This is a genomic window from Brenneria nigrifluens DSM 30175 = ATCC 13028, from assembly GCF_005484965.1.
In the GTDB taxonomy this organism is placed as follows: Bacteria; Pseudomonadota; Gammaproteobacteria; order Enterobacterales; family Enterobacteriaceae; genus Brenneria; species Brenneria nigrifluens.
The window spans coordinates 4,559,007-4,582,301 of sequence record NZ_CP034036.1 but is presented as its reverse complement, the minus strand read 5'-3'; the positions used below and the strand labels follow the sequence as shown (position 1 = coordinate 4,582,301).

Below are 23,295 nucleotides of genomic sequence, written 5' to 3'. Positions count from 1 at the left end.
ATGTCCTGTTTACTCTCCGCCTGCCCGGCGGAATCAATGTGAGGAAGGGATATCGTCCGATAAGGCCAGCAAGGCGATGGCCGCCAGCCCCCACTGCGCCACGGCGTTTGTCGCCAGATTGGCCGCGATGGCGCTGTCCGAATGTTTGTCGATTAACGAGTCGACCACGGCCTCGTCAATCGGATAGAGCGCCTCGGGCGGCGCAATGCGCCGCAGCGCTGTGCCCGGATTGGCAATGCCGCCGCCGCCGTCGTTGAACTCGCTCCAGGCCCGCTGCGCCAGCGCCCGATCGCGCAGACGCCAGGCGGCGAAGGCGGTCAGCCGGGCGTGGCCCTGCGCCAGATTCAATTTCTTCACCGGTTTGCCGACAAAGGCGCTTAACGCGACGGGGTCATTGTATAGCCGGCAGTAATCCAGCCAGGCGCGGGTAAAGGCAGGGTCCGGCAGTATCTCAAGCAGTTCGCCGGCGATCTCCGCCAGACCGAATACGGCGCTCAGGTGGGAGATAACAACCTGGTCCGGCGGCGCGGGGGAAAAGCGGCCGCTGTCCGGATCGATTTCGGCGACGCCGGTGAAAAAGCCGTGCGGCTGGGCGGCGATGGTTTGCATGCTATTCAGCAGGCGGTCGCGCATCGCCGGATCGCCGTGCCGCTCCCAGGCGGTCAGCCAGGCCGCGGCCACGGCGCCCCAGTCGGTGCCGAAATAGAGGCTGACGTGCTGCGTCGCGGCGGGCAGGGTCTGTCCGATCTTGCGGCCGGGCACCACGTCGCGCAGGGCGCGCACGCCTTCGATCTGCTCATCCATCAGTTCGCCGATGCGCTCATCGGCGGTGAGGTAGTAGAGAAAACGGCGGTTGGCCGCGGTGGAGATCCTAAGCTGTTTGGCGCTGTCTCCCCAGTGGCGCACGTTGTGCCGCGAGCCCAAGGGGCGGAAGCGCCCTATATGGTAAACGTCCACCTCGCCGGTATGGCGGGTCATGGCCTCCGCCATGCGAAACGCCTCCGCCCGGCCGCTGTGCAGGAAGTAGTGCCACAGCCACAGGTCGGTGCTGAGCTCCGAGTTATCCCAGGCGTAGCCCCCGACGTCGTAACGCCAGACGTGACGGTCGCTGTCATAGGTGTGCATCACGTCGCCAAAGTCCCAGAAGCCGTACCATTTGCGTTGTTCCACCTCCTGGCGATAGAAATCGAAATACCAGGCCAGCTGGTTTTCCAACTGCGCGCGTTGCGGCGTGGAGGCTGAGGCCGGAGCCCATAGCGGGCCGAACGCCCTGGCGCGGGACAGATCCTGCGCCTGCGCCACCAGCAGCGGGGGTTGTTGCATTCGCTGCGCCAGCGCGACGAAACCGGCGTTGTCCGGCGTGGCGGAGAGGATATCGATAAACAGCTCGCTGGTGCGCGCCACGCCGAGCGGCGAGGTAAAGCCGGGTTCGTAATCCTCGTAGGTGATCTCCAGCCCTTCGCGCTGCGCGGCGAAGGTATTCTGCCCCAGGCCGTCGTGGTAGAAGCGCATATCCATCGGCTCCGCCGTGGGCGACCACAGCCATAGCGTCACCGTCGCCAGGCTGGTATGGGCGTTATTAATCTCCAGGCAGGCCGGGTAGCTCTGCCAGAAGTTGCGGATGCCGAAAGCCACGCCGCCCTGCGGCGTGCCCAGATAGCCGACGCCCGCCGCCCGATCGCCGGTGGCGGACAGCAGCCAGCCTTGCCCCTCTTTGGTCCGTTTGTGGATCTGAAAGCCATCGGGGTGATGCTGCGTCAGCCGATAGCTGCCGAACGCCGGGATATGATGCAGCCGTTTCCCCACCGCCGGGGGAAATTCCGCTACCGGCGGCGTCGTTTTGCCGCTCAGCTGCGCGTCGATAACGGCGGCGCCGGCATTGCGGCGCAGCCCGGTAAGGCCGCGCACCGCTTCCCGGAACACGCCGCCCCGATCGGAGGCGAAGCGCACATGGCGATCGTGCAGCTCCCCCTGCAAGGGAACGTCGAACGCCAGCCCCAATCCCTTCAGACTCTGGTCGGGATCGTCGTGGTCATAGATCAGGGTATGCACCACGCGCAGCGACGCGGAGTCGGCGTAGCCATACAGCCGAATCACGAACGGGATGCGCGCGATGCCCTGCCGTTGGCGATGGTGATGGGCGCCGCGCAGCGCGATGACCGTGCGTTGCGGCCCGCGCTGCTCCACCGTCACCGTCTCGACCTGGCCCTGGTACTCATCCAGCGTCAGCACCGTATCGCTCTCTGCGCCGGCCTGCATGCGTAGCACCAGCCGCCCCTGCGTCAGCGCCAGCCGCCGGTCCTGCCAGATTTCCTCAATCAGGTGGGGGCCGGATTTGGGGATCAGGCAGCGGATACGGCCGGTATCCACCATCCATCCGCGATCGTTCTCGCTGACCATTTCCTCAGCGGGGGCGGACGCGGGCGGGGCGGGCCGCAGCGTCAGCTTTTCGCCGGGAGGCTGCCGGCCCCCCAGCGCGTGGGCCGACCACTTGATGGAGCCGTCGGGCCAGCGGGCCAGGGGCCAGCTTTGCAGCGCATAGGCGCGCTGCTGCCCGTCGCTCAACCGGAAGTCGCTGTCGCCGCGCACCTGTCCTTGCGGCCAGGGAACCCCCCAGGTGACGCCGGCGAAAGAACGCGGAGCCTGCCCGTCCAGCCAGCGCAGGCGCACCTGCGGCGCCGTGGCGGCGGGCGCGCTGTGCTCGATGGGGGCCGCCGCCGCGCTTTTCCATAGCGGCGCCGACAGCGCCAGCAACGTGCCGTCGCGCAGAAAACGCCGGCGTGAATAGGAGATCTTGCTCATCAAATCAGCCCTTGAAATCGTAACCGAAGGTCACGCCGAAGGTACGCGGTTCGCCCAATACGCCGTACGCCGAGCCGTAGTCGCCGGACTTGGTGGTGCGGTAGTAGGTTTTATCCAGCGCGTTTTTCAGCCACAGCGACAGATGCCAGCCGTTGCCGCCCTGTTTGCCGCTCAGGCCGGTCGACAGATTGAGTACGCCATAGGCGGATTTGCGGGTGAACTCGGAGTTATCCACCGTGCCGTAGGCGGCGCTGCGCCACGCCCATTGCCCGGAAACAAAGGCTTGCAGATTATACGGCGTCTCCCATTCATAGCGTACGCGGGTGTTGTAGCTCAGACGCGGAGAGTTGAACACTCGCTGGCCGCTAAGGTCGCAGGTGGCGGGCGCGCCGGCCAGCAGCGAGACTTCCGCCGGGCATCTGGCGTTGGTGAAGTTAAGATAACGCGCATCCAGCAAGGTGCCGTTCAGACTGACGGTCAGTCCGTCGATCGGCCGTAGCGCCAGCTGCGACTCCACGCCGCGCGAACGGATTTTCCCGGCGTTGATCAGATAGCTGCTGAGGGTTTCTTCATCATAGGCGGTGGTCTGGAAGTCGGTGACTTCGCTCCAGAACAGCGCGGTGTTCCATTCCACCTTACGTTGCAGCCAGTGGGTTTTCACCCCCAGCTCCGCCGCCCGGGTTTTCTCCGGTTTGATGTACAGCGAGTCCAGCCCCGCCTTTTGCGCGGCGCCGGAGGAGATGTTCAGCCCGCCGGATTTTTCCCCGTAGCCCAGGGTAAGATAGGGAACGATGTTCGGAGTGGCGAACCAGTTCAGGTTCACCATGGCGGACGGCAGGTTATTGGTTTGCTCCAGCAGACCGGAGTCAAAATCGTTTTTGTTGATACGGCGGAACGATCCTTCTTTCTTCTCGCGGGTATGACGCAGCCCGACCGTCACGTCCAGCGTATCCGTAGCGTGCCAGGTGGCGCGTCCGTAGGTGGAGAACAGCGTGTCGTCCAGCGCGCCGAAGCGCTGAACGAATTTTCCGGTATTTCCCGTCGAGCCGTACCAGTCGGTGACCTGACTGCCGTCGTAGTAATAGTCGTGGGCGAAGGTATCGAGGTTTTCTCCCCAGTAATCGACGCCCAGCGTGTAATCCAGCGCGCCGTTTTTCGGCGAATCCAGCCAGAAGCGCTGCGACCAGGTACGGTCGCGCACGTCCGCGCCGCTGTTGCGGTACAGGGGGATGCTCAGGCCGTCGGCGGTTTTGGGCAGCATGCGGAAATAGCGTAGCGACGAAAGGGAGTGCAGGTGGAAGCCGTTGGCGAGCCGCCAGTTGGCTTCCACCGCGCCGCCGCCCTGGGTAACGCGATTGGAGCCTTCGTCGTCCAGCGCCACCTGGCGCCCCTTGACCACATTCACGCCCAACGCCGAGGCGCGCGCGTGAAACAGATCGACGCCGCCCACTTCGTGACTGTCGATCAACGTCATCACCGGACGGTTGGTGGCGTTGCTGTAGTCGCCGATAATACGCAGGTTGAAAGCGTCATTGGGCTGATACAGCAGTTGGCCGCGTACGCCGTTGCTGGTGCTGCCGCCCAGCTTATGACCGTTCTCCACGTTGGTGACGTAGCCGCCTTTTTCGGTGCGGGAAAGGTTGATGCGCCCGGCCCAGCTGTCGCTCAAGGCGCCGGACGCCATCAGTCTGGATTGCAGATAACCGCGCTGCCCCACCGACTGGCTGATTGAAAATTCCGGTCTGAACGTGGGTTTGCGGGTGCGGATATCCACCGCGCCCCCGGTGGTGTTAAAGCCGTACAGCATCCCCTGCGGGCCTTTCAGCACGCTGGCGCTTTCGATATCCAGCAGGTCGTTGGAGAGCATTCCCGGACGGGAGAGATAGACGCCGTCCTGAAAAAGGCCGACGCTGCTCGGCATGCCGATATTGATTTCGCTGCCGCCGCCATCGCCGATGCCGCGGATGGTGACGCGGGTATCCATCGCGTCTACCGCCGCGATGTCGATGCCGGTCACCGCCTGGGACAGATCCTCAAAACGATACAGGCGCTCCTCTTCCAGCGTTTGTCCGTCGATGACCGCCGCCAGCGTGGTCGGCGGCTGCGCCTGGGGCCGCTGGGCGCTCACCTTCACCCGCTTGAGCTGCACCGCGGAACCGGGCGTTGATGGCGCGCCGTTTTTATTATCGACGGCGGTTGACGTTTGCGCCGACTGCGCATGCGCCGATAGGGTTAAAGCGCAGCTCATTAAGGCCGGGTGCAGCCATAAATTACGTTTTTTAAAGTTCATGTGCAGTTCCGCATTTAATTAAAAAAGGCCCGCCCGTTGCCGTGAAATTCACGGCAATAATAGGTAAAAAATAATATCGGGAAGAGTGGGTCAGCGTATGGCGTTCAGATAGGAATCATCCAGCCATTGGTCCACGTCGAAAGGTTGCCGAATCAGGCGAACCTCGTGGGCCAGTTTCACCGCCCGTTTTAATTTCGCCACATAGTCGGAGTCCCATTTCGGAGACAGTCGCTCCGATAATGGCGGTAAGGTATCCCATTCGGCGCGTAATATGTTTTCCGGGTAACCGGATTGGGTCGCCAATAATTGAATAAAGGCGTCCTTGTTTTTTTCCGCGCTGCCCCAGGCCGCCGCTTCACGCTGTACTTTGACCAAACGCCGGAGAATATCCTCATTGCCCTGGGCGAATTTCTCATCCACCAGCAGAAAACCACTTAGCTGCCCCGCGCCCTGTAAATCGCGGCTGGAAAGCGGGATCTCCGCCAGCCCTTTATCGCGCAGCGAGAGGATGTTGCTGCCGCCCCAGGTGGCGTCAATTTGTCCGGCGGCCAACGCCGCGCTGGCCGCCGCGAAGTCAAGGTTGATGATTTTGATATCGGACGCTTTCAGCCCCTGGGAGTCCAGGGCGTTGACGAAGGAAAGCTCGGCCGCCGTGCCGCGAAACAGTCCCACCCGTTTACCCTTTAAATCAGCCAGTTGATGAATGCCGGAACCCCTGGCGACGCCCATATAGTGGTTTATGCCGCGCGCCGCCACCGCGATGACCCGCGTGTCCAACCCGCGGGAGCGGCCGATAATGCTGGCCAGATCGCCGAGGTAGGCCACATCCACCTGGTGGTTGCCGAACGCCTCGTTGATAACCGGGCCCGCGCCTTTGATAAAGGTCCAGCGAATGCTGATGCCGTCTTTGCCGAACTCGCGCTCCAGCAGCTTCTGGCTATAAATCACGTCAATCAGCCCGCCGCCGCTGGGCTGCGTGCCCGCGCCGATATCCGGCGCGGCGATGCGAATTTCACTGATGGCCGCCGCCGTGCCGAACCACAATATACCGATGGTCAGCAGCCCGGTGAACAACGTTTTGCGCCCTAAAGTCATCATGGTATTTTTACCCGCCGTTATGGTGTTTTTCGAATATATTTATTTTTTAACCGCTTTATTTTCTCGAACCCTGTGATGTTGCTGCAACACAACATTTAAACGGTGAAAAATAAACTGACTAATACAAAAAAAGCATTATCATTTTTATTAATTAGCTAAACCAGCGCTCATCGTTATATTTAACCGGTATGCAGTAAACGAAAAAAAACTATTCCAACTATGCATTAGCCTGAATGGAATTATTGCCCGTAAGCTGAACGCACCATAAATATTATCGCACGAGAGAGCTTCCCATTACGGTCAAATAAATAACTGAATAAGGGTATATCGATATGCATATACATAATTTGACTTTATTGGATGGGATAGAAAAATCGGATAAACGAATTAATGCTGTCAGGAGTAATAACATCATGACGGAATTACTGTATGCGGGAGACGCCGCGGAGTCCCGGCCCCGTTCCCCGCAGGCGACTCAGGCTGTCCGCTCCCTTGGCGATTTTGCTTTGCAGCGATTGAACGCGATACGTCCGTCCCGGCCGCAGTATTGGCTGGCGGCGATATTGACCCTGACGCTGCACGCCGCCGCGCTTTCTCTGCTCAATCGTCCGGCGACGCTGCCCGTGACGGCGCCGCCGCGTCCGCAGCCCGTCAGCGTGGAGCTGGTCGCCGCCGTCCCGCAAGAGACGGCGCCCGAGGTGGTCGAACCGGCGGCGCCAAGCGAACCGGAACCGCCGCCGCCGGAAACCAAAACGGTGGATGAGAACGCCTTGCTGCCTCCGGTCGTGGAGAAAAAGCCGCCGCCCGTGGCGAAAAAAAAGGTAGCGGTGAAAAAGCGCCAGCCGACGCCCAAACCGCCGGCGGAACCCAAACCGGCATTGGCCTCGGCGCCGTCGGCGGCGACGCCTTCTCCGGCCGCGGCGCCAGCGCCGCTCACGCCGCCGCTGGCGAACGCCGACTACCTGCATAACCCTGCGCCGCCTTATCCGGATGTGGCGATCAGCCGGGGCCATGAGGGAACCGTGCTGCTCAATGTGCAGGTGCGCGCCGACGGCAGGGTGCAAACCATTCGTATTCAAAAATCAAGCGGCTATTCGGCGCTGGACAATGCGGCCAGAGACACGGTGCTGCGCTGGTCTTTCGTCCCGGCCCGCCGCGGTAATCAGGCCGTCAGCGGCTGGGTAATCGTCCCTATCGATTTTTCGCTTAATTCATGAGGTACTCGTTATGACGCTCGGACATATTGAACTGGTCTCCCCGGAGGGGGCGGTTATTCTGCTTTTGCTGCTTTTCTCCGTGTTGACCTGGATGCTTGGGTTGCTGAAATGGGGGCAATACCGGCGTTTGCGGCGCCGCGACCAACGCTTCCGCGCCGCTTTCTGGCGGCAGGAAGATCTGAGTCAGACGCTGTCCAACACCGCCAGCCAGCCCGGCTCTCTCGCCAACCTGGCGCAGGCGGCGCTCAGCGCTCCGGAACGTATCCGCGGTAATCTGGCCGCCGCCATCCATCTGCCCGATCGGGTGGAGCGGGCGCTGCAGCAACAAATCCAGCGCGAACGCCGTTCGCTGGAAAGCGGGCTGGCGGTCCTGGCCAGTATCGGCAGCACCTCGCCGTTTATCGGCCTTTTCGGCACCGTGTGGGGCATTATGGCGGCCTTGCAGGAGATTGGCCTGACCGGCTCCGCCAGCCTCGATACGGTGGCTGGCCCCATCGGCAATGCGCTGATCGCCACCGGGATCGGCATCGCCGTCGCCGTACCGGCGGTGCTGATCTACAACTATTTTCTGCGCCGACTCAAGCTCGCCGTGGCGGAAATGGATGATTTCGCCCACGATATTTACAGCGTGATGCAGGCGCATGATTTTCAAATAAACGACGAACCGTCGGCGGCGCCGTTTGCGGTGAAAAACATCCGGGAGGTGGTGTGATATGGCTTTCACTTCCCGCAACGATGACGATGTGATGTGCGAAATGAACATCACGCCGCTGGTGGACGTCATGCTGGTGCTGCTGGTGGTGTTTATCGTCACGGCGCCGATGCTGACCAACGCCATTCCGATCCAGTTACCCAAAACCGCGGCGGTGGCGCCGGCCGATCGCAGCGACCCCATCGTGATCAGCATCGACGGCGAACAGCAGGTGTTTATCAATAAAGAGCTGCTTGACCGTGAACAGCTGATCCCCCGCCTGCAACAGGCCAGGGCCGCCGACGATAGCCTGGCGGTGCAGGTGCAGGCGGATAAAGAGGCCAGTTACGGCACGGTCGCGGCGTTGCTGGCCGATGTGGAGCAGGCGGGCATTACGCGCCTGTCCCTGCTGACGCAGAAATAATGTTGCCGGGTAGGTCGGATGCCATGATGCCCAAATCCGCTGCGCGCAGCGCCGCTCCGCTGCTGTCCGCCGCCGCGGCGGGCTACGTCTCTCTGGTGGTGCCGCTGCTGCTGCTGGCGTGGTGGTGGCTTGCCAGCCGGCTCGGGTGGATGTCGGAGCAAATTCTGCCCTCGCCGGTGGCGGTGGCGGCAAGCGCGCGGGCATTTATCCCCGAAGAGCTGATTCATCAACTGCCCATCAGCCTGCTGCGGCTGGCGATCGGTCTGGGCGGCGGCATCGCGGTCGGGATGCTGCTCGGCAGCCTGTTTGGTCTGAGCCGTCGTCTGCATGCGCTGTTTATGCCGCTGTTCACCGTTATCGCGCAGATCCCCACCCTGGCCTGGATCCCGCTGTTTATGCTGGCGCTGGGCATCGGCGAAGCGCTGAAGCTGGTGATTCTGGTGAAATCCGTCACCGTGCCCGTCACGCTGTACACCTGCGCGGGTATTCAGCAGACGCCGCAGAAGTTGCATGAAATGGCGCGCAGCCTGCGCCTGCCGCCGACGGCGTTCCTGCGCCTGCTGATTATCCCGGCGATGCTGCCCTACGTGATGACCGGCATCCGGCTGGCCTTTTCACAGGGCTGGGTCTCGCTGATGGCGGTGGAGCTGCTGGCTTCCAGCGAAGGTCTGGGCTACCTGCTGGTGCAAAGCCGCCAGCTGTTTATGCTGGATCTGGTGTTTGTCTGTATTCTGGTTATCGGCCTGTTCGGTTTTGCCGGAGAGCGCTTGTTGCTGTGGCTGGAACGGCGCTGGGTAGACTGGCCGGCGCCGGTACTGGGCCGCGACGCGATGACCTTCCCGCTTTCCAGCCTGTCCCTGACGCCGTGGATCGTGCCGCTGCTGCTGATCGGCTGCTGGCAGATAAGCGGCGATCGCGGCTGGGTCAACGCCGTCTTTCTCCCGGCGCCGGATCGCGTCGTGGAGACGCTATTCGCCGGGCTGGCCGACGGCGACCTGCTGACCGACCTGACAGCCAGTCTGGCGCGCTCCCTGCAAGGGTTTGCGTTGGGCAGCGCGGCGGGCGTGCTGGTTGGCGCCTGGCTCGGCGGCTGGCGCCTGGCCGACAGGCTGTTGAATCCGCTATTGTCCGCGCTGCGCAGCGTGGCGATTTTTGCCTGGCTGCCGCTTATCACCGCCTGGTTCGGTCTGGACGACACCGCCAAAGTGGTGTTTATCGCCGTCGCCGCTTTCTTTCCGGTGCTGCTGGCGACCCGGCAGGGCATCGCCCAACTGCCGCCCACGCTACAGGAAGTGGCGCGTATGCTGCGCTTGCGTCCGCTGCAAAAGCTGCGAATGCTGGTGCTGCCCAGCATGCTGCCTTCCCTCTTTTCCGGTCTGCGGCTGGCGCTGATGCACGCCTGGACCGGCGCCATCGGCGCGGAATATTTCATTCCTTCGGGCGCAGGGCTTGGCGGCATGATGATTCGCGCCCAGCAGTTGCTGGAGTCCGAGCGGATTATCGCCGGCGTGGTGCTGATTGCCGTCGTCGCCGCGATTTTTTCCCGCGTTATCACCCTGTCTGAACGCTATCTGACCGGCTGGCGTTTTAAGTAACCGCCAATGGAGAATCCATGTCCCTGCAATTTCAGCATATTAGCAAACGGTTTACGGTGAATGGCGCGTCTCTGACGGCGCTGCAAGAGATTAATCTGGCGCTGCGCGCCGGCGAACTGGTCGCCATCATCGGCGCCAGCGGCTGCGGAAAATCGACGATTTTGCGTTTGGCGGCGGGCCTGGAGGAAGCGGAGCAGGGGACGATCCTGCTGGGCGATCGCCCGGTGCAGGGCATTCCCGCCGACGTCAGCCTGGTGTTTCAGGAACCGCGATTGTTTCCCTGGCTCACCGTGACGGACAATATCCGGCTCGGCATGCTCAATCTCGGCCTCTCTGCGGCGGAGATGGCTGGGCGGATCGCCCACTATTTGCGGATGATGGGGCTGGAAGGGTTTGCCGACGCCTTGCCGCACCAGCTTTCGGGCGGGATGGCGCAGCGCGTCGCCATTGCCCGGGGACTGGCGACGCGCCCGAAAATCCTGTTGCTGGACGAACCCTTCGGCGCGTTGGACGCGATCACTAAACAGCAGCTGCAGCAGCGGCTGGCCGATATTCGCCGGCAAACCGACCTGACTATTCTGCTGGTCACGCACGATGTGGAAGAGGCGGTCTTTCTGGCCGACCGCGTGGTGGTGATGTCTCCCCGACCGGGGCGGATCAGCGCTATCCTGCCGGTGAACCTCCCTTATCCGCGAGAGCGCACCAGCCAGGCGCTGCTGACGCAGCGCCAGATCCTGAGCGAGGCCTTGAGTCGGGCGGAGACCGCAATCGAGGCGTAGCCATCTCCTTGGTTAGCTATGGAAAGCGCAGGTAAATCCTGAAGTTAATGACACCCCCACTCCGGCATAATTATCCCCGTGGGCGTTGAGGACTCTCCATAAATCTCGGGAAGGAATGTCTGTAAGCACAGCGAGGGTTTCGTGCGCACTAACCTCAGTCGATTTTTGCCACCGTCGCAGCACGCGCCCGACACGAGGCGGCTCAGTCGCCGCCGCCCCGTGACCCCGGGCTTTTCGCGAAATCGCGTCGCTACGCGATGCCTTCGGCGTTCGTGACCGCTGGTCGGGCCGCCATTGACGCGCTCCCGGCGCGGCACTGGCTTTCGCGGCGTCCGTGCCGCTCACCCGGCGGCCACGCCCACCTCAGCGCGATTTTTTACGCGAAGGAAAATACTAAAAAAACAACATCATGCCGTCACCGGCTCCCGCTGAACGCTTCCCGCCGCTTGAAAGCTATTGGGTGATTTGCTTACCGATGAGTCATCATAGCGAATCATGGTCATTAACTGGCATAATGCGCCGGTCATTTCGGTGAATACCGTACTCAGGTATTTCAGTTCGGGCATCGGATGCCTTGTTGACCTAAACTCGTTATGGTCGCTCCCGTCAGGGACCGACGCGTGACAGTGCTCACTGCCGATATCCGCCTGGCGCAAAGAGGGCGGGTATAAATAGCTATTATTGAGGTTTTCGCATGACAAAAGTTACCGTTGCCGCAACGCAAATGGCGTGCTCCTGGGATCTGCCCAGGAATATTGAGAATGCCGAAAAGCTGGTGCGACAAGCGCATGCCAAAGGGGCGCAGATGATCCTGATTCAGGAGCTGTTTGCCGCGCCCTATTTCTGTATCGATCAGAGCCCGGAACACTACGTTCTGGCGCAGGAGCTGGAAACCAGTCCGCTGATTAAACATTTCTCCGCGCTGGCGGCCGAACTGGAAGTGGTTCTGCCGCTGAGCTTTTTCGAGCGCGCCAATAATGCTTACTACAACTCGCTGGTGGTGATCGACGCCGACGGTTCGGTGCTCGATCTGTATCGCAAAACCCATATTCCCAACGGCCCGGCGTATCAGGAGAAGCAGTTCTTTATCCCCGGCGACAGCGGTTTTAAAGTCTGGCAGACGCGCTATGCGAAAATCGGCGTCGGCATTTGCTGGGATCAGTGGTTCCCGGAAACAGCGCGTTGCCTGGCATTGCAGGGCGCGGAGCTGATTTTCTATCCGACGGCGATCGGTTCCGAACCGGCTTATCCCGATATCGACAGTCAGCCGCACTGGACGCGGGTTCAGCAGGGCCACGCCGCCGCCAATCTGGTGCCGGTGATTGCCTCCAACCGCATCGGCACCGAAGCCAGTAAATATATCGACGGTCTGGAAATGACCTTTTACGGCTCCTCTTTCATCGCCGATCAAACCGGGGCGCTGGTGGCGCAGGCCAACAAAACCGACGAAACCGTACTGGTGCATACCTTTGATCTGGACGCCATCGCCGCGCAGCGCGCGTCCTGGGGACTGTTCCGCGATCGCCGCCCTGAGATGTACGGCGCGATCGCCAGTTCTGACGGCAAGACCCGGAGATAATCGATGTCACAATTGACCACGCCGCATCAGGATGGCTTTGCGATGCCCGCCGAATGGGCGCCGCAGGAAGCCGTGTGGATGCTTTGGCCCTATCGCCGGGACAACTGGCGCGATGAGGCGCTGCCGGCGCAGAAAACCTTTGCCGCGGTGGCCGAGGCCATCGCACGGCAAACCCCGGTGATCATGGGCGTGCCGGCCCGTTATCTGGATGAAGCCAAACGTATTATGCCGGCGAACGTCACGCTGGTTGAAATGGAGAGCGACGACGCCTGGATGCGCGATACCGGCCCGACGATGGTGCTCAATCAGGCGGGCGAGCGCCGCGGCATTGACTGGCGGTTTAACGCCTGGGGCGGTGAACTCGGCGGTCTGTATGAGGACTGGCGCCAGGATGAAAAGGTGGCCGCTCAGGTGCTCTCCTATCATGGCGATGCACGCTACGCCGCGCCCTTGGTGCTTGAAGGCGGTTCAATCCATACCGACGGCGAAGGGACGCTGCTGACCACGGCGGAGTGCCTGCTGAATCCCAATCGCAACCCGCAGCTGAGCAAAGCGCGGATCGAGCAGTTGATGCATGATTATCTGGGCGTCTCGACGATTATCTGGCTTGCGGAGGGGGTTTATAACGACGAAACCGACGGGCATATCGACAATATGTGCTGTTTTGTCCGCCCCGGCGAAGTGGCGCTGCACTGGACGGATGATGAAAACGACCCGCAATATCCCCGGTCGGCGGCGGCCTACGAGGTGTTGTCCGCCGCCCGCGATGCGCGGGGTCGTCAACTGAAAATCTGGAAGCTGCCGGCGCCCGGCCCGCTGTATGCCACGCCGCAAGAGACGCGGGGCGTGGATGCGGGAAATGCGATTGAGCGTAATGCCGGGGCGCGCTTGGCGGGGTCGTACGTGAATTTCCTGATCAGCAACCGGCAGATTATTTTCCCGCTGTTGGACGAACGTACCGATGATATTGCCCGCGACCTGTTACAGCAGATGTTTCCGGACTATACGATACGCGGCGTGCCCGCCCGCGAAATCCTGCTGGGGGGCGGTAATATTCACTGTATTACCCAGCAAATTCCGGCGGTGAGATAAAGCGGAAAGCGTTATTGATAACCCCTCCCGGCCTCCCCCTTGTCAGGGGGAGGAGCATTCTCCCTCCCCTGCGAAGGGGAGGGCCGGGGTGGGGTAAGAACCCAGGAAGATAGCGGACTTAGCCGCGTTTGGCTTGCGCCGCCGCTTTAACGATCACCGCGAAAGCATCGGCTTTCAGCGAGGCGCCGCCCACCAGCGCGCCGTCGATATCCGGCTGAGTGAACAGTTCCGCCGCGTTGGAGGCGTTAACGGAGCCGCCGTACTGAATAATAACCTGTTCAGCAACGGCCTTATCCTGCTTGGCGATATGATCGCGGATAAATTTGTGCACCGCCTGAGCCTGAGCCGGAGTGGCCGACTTGCCGGTACCGATAGCCCAGATGGGTTCGTAGGCGATGACCGCGTTTTCAAACGCTTTGGCGCCCAGCGTATTCAGCACCGCGTCCAGTTGACGCGCGCAGACGGCTTCAGTCTGTCCGGCTTCATTTTCCGCTTCGCTTTCACCGATGCACAGTACCGGAATCAAGCCCGCTTCTTTCAGTACGCCGAATTTTTTAGCAATGAACTCATCGCTTTCTTTGTGATAAGTGCGGCGTTCCGAGTGGCCGATAATAATGTATTTCGCACCGATATCTTTCAGCATGGCGGCAGAGGTTTCACCGGTATAGGCGCCGGAAAGATTGACGTCTACGTTTTGCGCGCCCAGGTGGATACGGCTGCCGGCCAGTTGATGATTAGCCTGATCCAGATAGATCGCCGGCGGGGCGATGGCGATGCCGCAGCCGTCAACCGCACTCAGTTCATGACGCAGGCCGCTAATCAGCTCATTGACCATAGTGGTGCTGCCGTTCAGTTTCCAGTTACCCATAACTAATGGATGTCGCATTTTTTTTCCTCCAGGCGGAATAGCGAATGAATCAAAATCTTACTGCCTATCCGACAGTCTGACCTACTGGTAGTATAAAGACGAAACGTTGCCGTGGCTTGGTTTTTCATCATTAATTGCCGCATTGATCAGGGTTCGGATAGCGTTAGCTTAATCGGTTCAACAGCAAAAGTTAGTCCCTTTTCGCTGTTATCCGCCACAACATAGCGCAAAGCGCCCTCGGTTTGCTGGTAAAAATGCTGTCCTTTGCCTTTTGTCAGCAATTCGGCGATTTTTTTGATGCTCTGTTCCTCCGTCAACGACGGAATAAAAGCCCGCAACAGCGCCGCCATATAGTTGACGGCCTGCGCGCGCCGGGCTTCCGTTTCCGTCTCTTCCGGCTGTGGGACCCAGGTAACTTGCAGCGTTTTGATTTTACCCGTCCCTTTCTCCAACGCCGTTGAAGCATACAGCCGATCGTTGATTTTACTGGCGGCACGGGTCAACTGACCGGCGCTGTGGCCGCTATCGACCACGCGGAATTCGCTAATCGGCAGCGTCGGATTGCTCAGGTTGTAACGCGTACGAAACTGCACGATCGTTTCGTCGAACGTAGGCGCGCCCGCCAGCAGATAGGGGGCGGCAACCGGCGTTTTCGGCGGAAAAGTCGGATCGGACCGTGCGCCGGGAAGATACAGCGTCAGTGCCGACAGGGTAAACAGAAGCGCCAGGTTTTTTCTTGTCATGGGTACATTTATCAGATGAAGGTTAAATTGAGCCAATGGCGGCGAATAACGACGATACGTCTGATTAAAGCGGCATTCGCTGGTTATTGTCAAAATTCGCAGAAAGATTGCCGGCGCGCCATCCTGTTGGGGTAAAATCGGCCCGAATTGACATGCGGGGTTCGGTAGGTGTAGGTAATGACGCTACAGCAATGGTGTTTCTCGTTTAAAGGCCGTATCGGCCGTCGTGATTTCTGGATTTGGCTTGGCATCTGGCTGGCGCTGATGCTGCTGCTGTTCACCCTGGCCGGCCTGAACTGGCTGGATACGCAATCCACCGCTTTCGCTCTGGTGGCGTTGCTGTGGCCGACGGCGGCGATAGTGGTGAAGCGTCTGCACGATCGTAATAAAAGCGGCTGGTGGGCGCTGCTGTTAATCGTGGCGTGGATTCTGGCGGCCGGCAACTGGTATATGCTGCCGGCCATCTGGCAGTGGGGCATCGGCCGTTTTCTCCCCATCCTTATCTGCGTGATGGTATTTCTCGACTGCGGCGTTTTTGTCGGCACGTCCGGAGACAATCGCTTTGGGCCGCAAGCGGAACCGGTTAGGTTCCGCCCCTGAATGTTTATCACCAGTAGTGCTCGCTGGTGATATGACCGGGCCTGCGGCGCAGGTGCTTGGTCATTTGCCGCTCTTCTTTCAGTAGTTGCTGGGTATCGCGTACCATCTGCGGGTTGCCGCACAGCATGATATGGCTGGTCGCGGCATCCATCGGCAATCCCACCGCAGCCTCAAGCGCGCCGTTGGCGATCAGCGCGGGGATGCGGCCGGTCAATGAGCCGGCATTTTCTTCCCGGCTGGTTACCGTTTGAATCTGCAACTGACCGGGGTAGCGTTGTTGCAGTTGCTGCATTAGCGGTAAATAGCTCAGGTCGCGGGCAAAGCGGGCGGCATGAACCAGCACGATGTTTTTAAAGCGCGCCAGATCGTTGCCTTCCTGCAGAATGGAGAGATAAGGGCCGATCGCCGTGCCGGTGGCCAGCATCCACAGGGTTTCGCATTGCGGGATCTCCTCCAGCACAAAAAATCCGGCGGCGTCTTTGGTCACCAGGACTTCATCGTCAGGGCGCAGCACATGTAAACGGGGGCTTAATTTCCCTTCCGGAACGTTAATCAGATAGAACTCAAGATTAGGGTCGCTGGGCGCGTTGACATAGGAATAGGCGCGCTGCACGCGCTCGCCGTTCACCTCCAGCGCCAGTTTGGCATACTGTCCGGCGGTGAAGGGCGCGGTGGGAGCATGAATTCGAATGCTAAATAGACTCTCCGTCCAGTTTTCTACCTGAATAACTTTACCCGTTACCCACTCAGCCATCGTTCTGTGCTCCTGTATCCGCTTGAAGTTCAACGCCTGGCCATTTTTACGTTGCGCCAGGACGACCGTTAAATCGACCGCCCCTAAGATACGCCAATTATTAACAATTGTGAAACAATCAGTCGGTTAAAACGGCATAGCCAACCGGCGGATTACAGCAGGAAGTCATGTAAGGCCCGATCTTTGCGATCGAGGTAATGCGTGGACTGGATGCGGCGGATGGTGCGTGACTTACCGCGGATCAGCAGTGTCTCCGTGGTGGCGATATTGCCGCGGCGCGCGATCCCTTCCAGCAGATCGCCCTTGGTGATGCCGGTTGCCGAGAAGATCACGTTGTCATTACGCGCCATCTCGCCGAGCGGCAACACTTTCCCGGCCTCGATACCCATTTCCCGGCAGCGCGCCAGCTCATCTTCGCCGATGCGGCGGTTTTCTTCGCTGTCGCCTTTAACCTGATGGCGCGCCAGCAGGCGGCCCTGCATATCGCCGTCGAGCGCTCTGATCACCGCCGCGGAGATAACGCCTTCCGGCGCGCCGCCGATGCCGTACAGCACGTCGACTTCGCTGTCCGGCATGCAGGTAAGAATGGAGGCGGCGACGTCGCCGTCGGGAATGGCGAACACCTTCACGCCCAACTGCTGCATCTCGGCAATCACCGCGTCATGACGCGGTTTGGCCAGGGTAATCACCGTTAACCGGCTGAGCGGTTTGTTCATCTTGCGGGCGATATTGCGCAGGTTTTCCGCCAGCGGGAGCTGCAGGTCGATAATGCCTTTGGCTTCAGGACCGACGATCAGTTTTTCCATATACATGTCGGGGGCGTGCAGAAAAGCCCCTTTTTCGCCGACCGCCAGCACCGCCAGCGCGTTGGCCTGCCCCATGGCGGTCATGCGCGTGCCTTCGATGGGATCGACGGCGATATCCACCGCGTCGCCCCGGCCGGTGCCGACCTGCTCGCCGATATACAGCATCGGCGCTTCATCGATTTCGCCTTCGCCGATGACGATCCGGCCGTTGATATCGACCTGATTGAGCATAATTCGCATAGCCTGCACCGCCGCATTGTCAGCGGCGTTTTTGTCGCCGCGGCCTAACCATTTATAGCCTGCCAGCGCGGCCGCCTCGGTGACGCGCGAGAATTCGATGGCTAATTCACGTTTCATGGATACCTGTCTGTTATTGAACCGGAAAGGGAGTTTGTGGGCGGGGATTTTATCACACCCGAAGGCGGGGAGCGTAAATGGCAAGAAACGGATCGCTCCTGACGCGTATCAGCTCGGTTTCATCCGCCCGCCCTTTTTCGTCAATGGGGTCGGGTGCCGGAACGTGCCGCCTGAACGGCACGGACCATAATAATCAACGCTGGGTAAGGCTTTTCCCGGCATGGGAAATGACGGGTTTTTCCTGCCCGGGAGCGCGGACCCGGGTCATGATTACCACCGACAGCAGCAGCGCGGCGGCCATAAAACTGTATGACATACTTGGATTGCCGGTAATGCCATTCAGATAACCGACCAGCCAGACCCCCAGGAAGGCGCCCAGCGCGCCGAAGCTATTGATTAACCCGATGGATACGCCGGAGACGTTTTTCGGCAGCAGTTCAGGGATCAGCGCGAAGAACGGTCCGTAAGGCGCATACATGCAGGCCGCGGCAACGACAAGCAGGGCATAAGAGATCCAGAAGTGCTGATTTCCGATGGTATAAGAGGTGAAAAACGCCGCGGAGGCGATCAGCATCGATCAGCATGGTGACGGCGACGACAGCCAGCCGACGGAGACGATATCCATGGCGGCGGCGGATTTAATGATTGATGGCATCCACATCATGAAACCATAGACGCCGATACTCCACAAGGCATGTACCGCGCAGAGCATAATCACATTGCGGGCATTACCGCCGCCTCAACCACGCCGAGTATAAAGCGGATCGCCATCAGCATGGCGATATTGTTGACCATCCCCGTCGCCGCCGCGCAAAGACCCCATAAAATCAGGCTGAAAAATATTAATTTCCGCACGCTACGCTTGACGGCATATATGGCCCCTGGCATCTGAAAGAAAAAATAACCCAGGAAAAAAGTGCCCCAATTAAAGAAGACGTTCCTTTGGTGATCCCTAAATCGACTTCAATGCCAGAGGCGGCGGAAAATCCATAATTAGCCCGATCGAGATAGGCCAGACTATAGGTAATAAATATGATGGGCATTAGATACCACCAACGTCGAACCGCTAATTTTTTAATTGTCATCATGGTTACCTGTTTAATTTAAAAAATATTCTTATACCCGTCATACTTCAAGCTGCAGCTGCGTTGGCTGCATTACTCGGCCCTTCCCTGGGCCTCGCCCCGTTGGGGCCGCTGCAAGCAGCGTTCAAATCTGCTCCAGGCAGATTTGTCAGTCACCCGAATCACTTACCTGAGTATGCTCATCGGGATTAATGAGAGACATCCTGTCTCTCACCGGAGGCCAGCCGTTGGCTGGTCAAATTCGTTCCCGACGAATTTGTCCTTCCCTTGCCGCCTTCCTGCAACTCGAATTATTTAGGGTATATTGGGTATGGATAGAAAAGATCGGTAGATTTTTAAAATTAAAAATCCACAAACAAGTATCTGGTTTTTATTTTCAGTAATGCTCTTTATGAAATGCTTATATAATAAATAACGCTGCCCGACGAGGCGTTATTAATCCCCATTTCACTCGTCAAAAATAATATCTTTCCTGTTATTAACCGATGTAAATATGAGACCTTTTTTCAGGCTTTATGTTTGTGACCCAGCCCACTGTAAATAATGTTAACAAAAGATGTTACCGGTAACGTGATCGGCTCTGCAATTATCCTGCCGGCAGGGGGCCGTCAGGTGGAAAAATTTAGGGAGGAGGGGGCGCAACGGTAACGGCCGCCGTTTTAGCGCTGGTAAAGCGTGCGCCGGATGGGCGTGGGAAAACGGGCGCGACAGGCGCGCCCGGCGGGGATTACTCGTCGTGCTCTTCCCATTCACGGGCGCGGGCGACGGCTTTTTGCCAGCCTTTGTAACGGAAGTTGCGTTCAACCGTTTCGATACTGGGGCGGAATTCACGTTCAATGGTGGCTTTGCTTTTCACCTCATCCAGATCGTTCCAGAATCCGGTCGCCAGACCGGCCAGGAAGGCGGCGCCCAGCGCGGTCACTTCACGTACTTCCGGGCGCTCAACGCGGGTGCCGAGAATATCGGACTGGAATTGCATCAGGAAGTTGTTGGCGACGGCGCCGCCATCGACGCGCAGCGCCTTCAGGCGGGTATCCGCGTCCGCCTGCATGGCGTCCAGTACGTCGCGGGTCTGGTAGGCGATGGATTCCAGCGTGGCGCGGATAATGTGGTTGGCGTTGACGCCGCGGGTCAGGCCGAAGATCGCGCCGCGGGCATACGGGTCCCAGTAGGGGGCGCCAAGCCCGGTAAAGGCGGGAACCACATACACGCCGTTGGTATCCTTGACTTTGGTGGCGAAGTATTCCGAATCCATCGATTCGCCAATCAGCTTCAGCTCATCGCGCAGCCACTGGATGGAGGCGCCGCCGACGAAGACGGAACCTTCCAGGGCGTAATTGACTTCACCGCGCGGTCCGCAGGCAATGGTGGTCAGCAGGCCGTGTTTTGAAAGCACGGCTTCGGTGCCGGTGTTCATCAGCAGGAAGCAGCCGGTGCCGTAGGTATTTTTCGCCATCCCCGGCTGAACGCAAAGCTGACCGTACAGCGCCGCCTGCTGATCGCCGGCGATGCCGGCAATCGGAATGCGCGTGCCGCCTTTACCGCCGATATTGGTTTGTCCGTAAATTTCCGAGGAGGCGCGCACTTCGGGCAGCATGGCGCGCGGAATATCCAGCGCCTGCAACATGCGCTCATCCCATTCAAGGGTATGGATATTGAACAGCATGGTGCGGGAGGCGTTGGTGTAATCGGTAACGTGGACGCGTCCCTGGGTCATTTTCCAAATCAGCCAGGTATCCACGGTGCCGAACAGTAATTCGCCGCGCTGAGCCCGCTCGCGCGAGCCCTCAACGTGGTCGAGAATCCACTTCACCTTGGTGCCGGAGAAATAGGGGTCGATCACCAAGCCGGTGGTGTCGCGGATATACTGCTCCAGGCCGTCTTTCTTCAGCTTTTCGCAGATCTCCGCCGTGCGGCGGCACTGCCAGACAATGGCGTTGTAAATCGGTTTGCCGGTGTCTTTCTCCCACACGATGGCGGTTTCGCGCTGGTTGGTGATGCCGATGCCCGCGACTTCGTCGGAATTGATATCGGCTTTGGCCAGCACTTCCACCAGCGTGGAGCTTTGCGAAGCCCAGATTTCCATCGGGTCGTGTTCTACCCAACCCGCTTTCGGATAAATTTGGCTGAACTCGCGCTGTGAAACGCTGACGATGTTGGCATCGTGATCCAGTACTACGGCGCGGGAGCTGGTGGTGCCCTGATCGAGAGCGACTATGTACTTTTTTTCCGGGGTCATAAATTCAATCCTGTCATTGTTATCCGTAAAAGGTAATCACCGTGACGTTATATCTAACGGGTCTCGTTGCCTATGGTCGTTTCGTTGCTGGCTTCGCAAACATCACAAGGCAGATTGCGGCCAATCAAGGCGCGGTAGGCAAATGCTCCCAGGCAGGCGCCTACGATGGGGCCGAAAATGGGCACCAGGAAGTAAGGGATCTCGCGCCCGCCGGTGAAGGCGACGTCACCCCAGCCCGCAAGAAACGCAAACAGCTTCGGGCCAAAGTCGCGTGCCGGGTTCAGCGCAAAGCCGGTGAGCGGCCCCATGGATGCGCCAATGACGGCGATTAAAATACCGATCAGTAAGGGTGCCAGCGGCCCGCGCGGGATACCGTTGCCATCGTCGGTCAGCGCCAGAATCAGTCCCATCAGGATAGAGGTAATCACGATTTCAATCAGGAAAGCCTGCATGACGGAAATCTGTGGATGTGGGTAAGTAGAGAAGGTACCGGCGAGGTTCAGGCTTTCCACACTGCCGCGCACCATATTATGCGTCTGTTCAAAATCCACGAACAAATTGTAATACAGAGTATATACCAGTGCCGCGGCGCAGAAAGCTCCAGCTAGCTGAGCCAGAATGTAGGGGGCGACTTTGCGGCGATCAAAACAGGCAAACAGCCACAGGGCGATAGTGACTGCCGGGTTGAGGTGAGCGCCGGAGATAGCGGAGGTCAGGTAGATGGCCATCGCCACCCCCAAGCCCCAGATGATGCTGATTTCCCATTGCCCGAAGCTTGCTCCTGCTACTTTGAGCGCGGCGACACAGCCGATGCCGAAGAATATCATCAGGCCGGTGCCCAGGAATTCGGCAATACACTGGCCTTTTAGGGTAGGACTTTTTAATTGGCTCATAATTATTTTCCTGATGGCTAGGGTACAGAGTGGCGGATCTTGCAAGGGAACCGGAATACAGCGTCCTTTGCTTTTTTGCTTTGAATGTATTTGTGATGTGAATTTATCGTTAATGTTCGAAAACGAGAAATATCGAAATCAAAATGTGTGTTGTTCGTCAAAGAAATGAGCGTATTCGCTTGATGGATTGCCGTTTGGTGGTTGGTAACGCACTCCTTATGTTAAATGATAGGTTAAATTTATTAACTTAACTCATAAAGTCCGTTAAGGCTGTTTTTCAGTTTGTGCCGATAGTGGCGGCGAAGAAAAGGTGTCAGACTTGGCGTTGTGGGGGATGTCTGCTAGACAGAAATTCATTGGCTACATACAATTCCGCTATGGTCGCTGTTATCAGAGCAGTTTCGCCATCAGGTTACGTCTATAGGCGTATTAAACGACGGGCGCCGCGTCAGGTGTGCGATCGCGTAGCGGCCGCAGCCGCGGTGGGTCGGCGTGAACCGAATTTATGCCTTGCGATTAAAAGGGGTTTGAAGAATGTCATTTGAAGTGTTTGAAAAGCTGGAAGCAAAAGTTCAGCAAGCCATTGATACTATTACTTTGTTGCAAATGGAAATTGAAGAGCTGAAAGAGAAAAACAACGCCCTGTCGCAAGAGGCGCAGGCGACGGCAGGTTCCCGCGAAGCGCTGGTGCGCGAGAACGAACAGCTGAAAGAAGAACAGGCGGTATGGCAGGAGCGCCTGCGCGCGCTGTTAGGGAAAATGGAAGAGGTCTAAGCGCATCCATCCCATACCGAGATAGGCTGCGGGTCTTGCAGAAAAGGGCGATAATTCGCCCTTTTCACCACCGAACGGGGAGTTATTCAATATCCAGCGGATCTTCCGCCAGAATGATTCCGGTGTTGTCAGCGTAGAGATGATCGCCGGAGAAGAACGTCACGCCGCCGAAATTAACCCGGATATCGCTTTCGCCAACGCCTTCTCCGACCGCGCCGCCCGGGATCGCGGCCATCGCCTGGATGCCGATATCCAGCTCAGCCAGATCGTCCACCTGACGCACGGCGCCGTAGACGACGATGCCTTCCCATTCGTTCTGGGTCGCCAGCCTGGCCAGCGCGGCGTCGATTAACGCACGGCGCACCGACCCGCCGCCGTCGATCAGCAGCACGCGCCCGCTGCCGTTTTCTTCCAGCAGGTCATAAAGCAGGCCGTTATCCTCAAAACATTTCACCGTGGTGATTTTCCCACCAAATGAAGTACGCCCGCCAAAATTGGAGAACAGAGGTTCGACAACGTTAACCTCTTCGTGATAGATATCGCACAGTTCGGAAGTATCGTATTTCATAGGATTGACGTCAGTTTGCCGCTGGGGGTAATGAGTATATC

At 59.0% G+C, this 23,295-nt stretch carries 20 protein-coding genes and 1 pseudogene; 9 read left to right on the top strand and 12 right to left on the bottom strand.

The window, feature by feature from the left end; genetic code table 11:
• Window positions 1–33: 33 nt before the first annotated feature.
• The 3 genes from EH206_RS21475 to EH206_RS21465 all read right to left on the bottom strand — a co-directional run bounded on the left by EH206_RS21475 (window position 34) and on the right by EH206_RS21465 (window position 6,190).
• Entirely contained in the window at window positions 34–2,802 is a 2,769-nt protein-coding gene (locus tag EH206_RS21475; RefSeq protein WP_009114864.1) for an exo-rhamnogalacturonan lyase family protein, read from the bottom strand.
• Window positions 2,803–2,806: 4 nt separating this feature from the next.
• Window positions 2,807–5,092, bottom strand: a complete 2,286-nt coding sequence (locus tag EH206_RS21470; protein ID WP_009114863.1) for a TonB-dependent receptor — start codon at window positions 5,090–5,092, stop codon at window positions 2,807–2,809.
• Window positions 5,093–5,182: 90 nt separating this feature from the next.
• A complete protein-coding gene (locus EH206_RS21465; protein ID WP_040343504.1) occupies window positions 5,183–6,190 on the bottom strand; it encodes an ABC transporter substrate-binding protein in 1,008 nt (335 codons plus the stop codon).
• A gap of 413 nt (window positions 6,191–6,603) precedes the next feature.
• Between EH206_RS21465 and EH206_RS21460 the strand changes: the two genes are divergently transcribed.
• The 5 genes from EH206_RS21460 to EH206_RS21440 are packed head-to-tail and all read left to right on the top strand — an operon-like array spanning window position 6,604 to window position 10,896.
• The gene (locus EH206_RS21460; RefSeq protein WP_009114861.1) at window positions 6,604–7,407 is read left to right on the top strand and encodes an energy transducer TonB; all 804 of its coding nucleotides are present in this window, start codon (window positions 6,604–6,606) and stop codon (window positions 7,405–7,407) included.
• Window positions 7,408–7,417: 10 nt separating this feature from the next.
• On the top strand, window positions 7,418–8,119 hold the full coding sequence (locus EH206_RS21455) for a MotA/TolQ/ExbB proton channel family protein (RefSeq protein WP_009114860.1): 702 nt from the start codon (window positions 7,418–7,420) through the stop codon (window positions 8,117–8,119).
• A 1-nt stretch (window position 8,120) separates the two neighbouring features.
• The gene (locus tag EH206_RS21450; protein WP_009114859.1) at window positions 8,121–8,522 is read left to right on the top strand and encodes an ExbD/TolR family protein; all 402 of its coding nucleotides are present in this window, start codon (window positions 8,121–8,123) and stop codon (window positions 8,520–8,522) included.
• Window positions 8,523–8,545: 23 nt separating this feature from the next.
• Window positions 8,546–10,117, top strand: coding sequence for an ABC transporter permease (locus tag EH206_RS21445; protein ID WP_009114858.1), 1,572 nt, complete (start codon window positions 8,546–8,548; stop codon window positions 10,115–10,117).
• Window positions 10,118–10,134: 17 nt separating this feature from the next.
• Window positions 10,135–10,896, top strand: a complete 762-nt coding sequence (locus tag EH206_RS21440; protein WP_009114857.1) for an ABC transporter ATP-binding protein — start codon at window positions 10,135–10,137, stop codon at window positions 10,894–10,896.
• A gap of 407 nt (window positions 10,897–11,303) precedes the next feature.
• Here EH206_RS21440 and EH206_RS23140 read toward each other — a convergent pair whose 3' ends face one another.
• Window positions 11,304–11,462, bottom strand: coding sequence for a hypothetical protein (locus tag EH206_RS23140; protein ID WP_009114856.1), 159 nt, complete (start codon window positions 11,460–11,462; stop codon window positions 11,304–11,306).
• 128 nt (window positions 11,463–11,590) lie between these two features.
• Here EH206_RS23140 and aguB point away from each other — a divergent pair, with 128 nt between their 5' ends.
• Window positions 11,591–12,475 carry an N-carbamoylputrescine amidase gene (aguB, locus tag EH206_RS21430; RefSeq protein WP_009114855.1) on the top strand — a complete coding sequence of 295 codons (885 nt, stop codon included), beginning with the start codon at window positions 11,591–11,593 and terminating at the stop codon, window positions 12,473–12,475.
• Between the two features lie 3 nt (window positions 12,476–12,478).
• Window positions 12,479–13,567 carry an agmatine deiminase gene (gene aguA / locus EH206_RS21425; RefSeq protein ID WP_009114854.1) on the top strand — a complete coding sequence of 363 codons (1,089 nt, stop codon included), beginning with the start codon at window positions 12,479–12,481 and terminating at the stop codon, window positions 13,565–13,567.
• Window positions 13,568–13,685: 118 nt separating this feature from the next.
• Here aguA and tpiA read toward each other — a convergent pair whose 3' ends face one another.
• Both tpiA and EH206_RS21415 read right to left on the bottom strand, forming a co-directional pair.
• Window positions 13,686–14,453, bottom strand: coding sequence for a triose-phosphate isomerase (tpiA, locus tag EH206_RS21420; protein WP_009114853.1), 768 nt, complete (start codon window positions 14,451–14,453; stop codon window positions 13,686–13,688).
• Window positions 14,454–14,581: 128 nt separating this feature from the next.
• Window positions 14,582–15,178 (bottom strand): DUF1454 family protein, encoded by a 597-nt coding sequence (locus EH206_RS21415; protein ID WP_009114852.1) that lies wholly within the window; start codon window positions 15,176–15,178, stop codon window positions 14,582–14,584.
• A 177-nt stretch (window positions 15,179–15,355) separates the two neighbouring features.
• Here EH206_RS21415 and EH206_RS21410 point away from each other — a divergent pair, with 177 nt between their 5' ends.
• The gene (locus EH206_RS21410; RefSeq protein ID WP_009114851.1) at window positions 15,356–15,778 is read left to right on the top strand and encodes a DUF805 domain-containing protein; all 423 of its coding nucleotides are present in this window, start codon (window positions 15,356–15,358) and stop codon (window positions 15,776–15,778) included.
• A gap of 7 nt (window positions 15,779–15,785) precedes the next feature.
• Here EH206_RS21410 and fpr read toward each other — a convergent pair whose 3' ends face one another.
• The 5 genes and pseudogenes from fpr to EH206_RS21380 form a co-directional block, all read right to left on the bottom strand.
• Window positions 15,786–16,532: a ferredoxin--NADP(+) reductase gene (gene fpr / locus EH206_RS21405; RefSeq protein WP_009114850.1), complete on the bottom strand. Its 747-nt coding sequence runs from the start codon at window positions 16,530–16,532 to the stop codon at window positions 15,786–15,788.
• Between the two features lie 152 nt (window positions 16,533–16,684).
• Window positions 16,685–17,695 (bottom strand): class II fructose-bisphosphatase, encoded by a 1,011-nt coding sequence (gene glpX, locus EH206_RS21400; RefSeq protein ID WP_009114849.1) that lies wholly within the window; start codon window positions 17,693–17,695, stop codon window positions 16,685–16,687.
• A 193-nt stretch (window positions 17,696–17,888) separates the two neighbouring features.
• Window positions 17,889–18,783 (bottom strand): annotated as a pseudogene (locus tag EH206_RS21395) (MFS transporter).
• 724 nt (window positions 18,784–19,507) lie between these two features.
• Entirely contained in the window at window positions 19,508–21,019 is a 1,512-nt protein-coding gene (gene glpK, locus EH206_RS21385; RefSeq protein ID WP_009114848.1) for a glycerol kinase GlpK, read from the bottom strand.
• Window positions 21,020–21,072: 53 nt separating this feature from the next.
• Window positions 21,073–21,912, bottom strand: coding sequence for an MIP/aquaporin family protein (locus EH206_RS21380; protein ID WP_009114847.1), 840 nt, complete (start codon window positions 21,910–21,912; stop codon window positions 21,073–21,075).
• A 534-nt stretch (window positions 21,913–22,446) separates the two neighbouring features.
• Here EH206_RS21380 and zapB point away from each other — a divergent pair.
• On the top strand, window positions 22,447–22,686 hold the full coding sequence (gene zapB / locus EH206_RS21375; protein WP_009114846.1) for a septal ring assembly protein ZapB: 240 nt from the start codon (window positions 22,447–22,449) through the stop codon (window positions 22,684–22,686).
• 82 nt (window positions 22,687–22,768) lie between these two features.
• Here zapB and rraA read toward each other — a convergent pair whose 3' ends face one another.
• A complete protein-coding gene (gene rraA, locus EH206_RS21370) occupies window positions 22,769–23,254 on the bottom strand; it encodes a ribonuclease E activity regulator RraA (protein WP_009114845.1) in 486 nt (161 codons plus the stop codon).
• Between the last annotated feature and the right edge of the window lie 41 nt (window positions 23,255–23,295).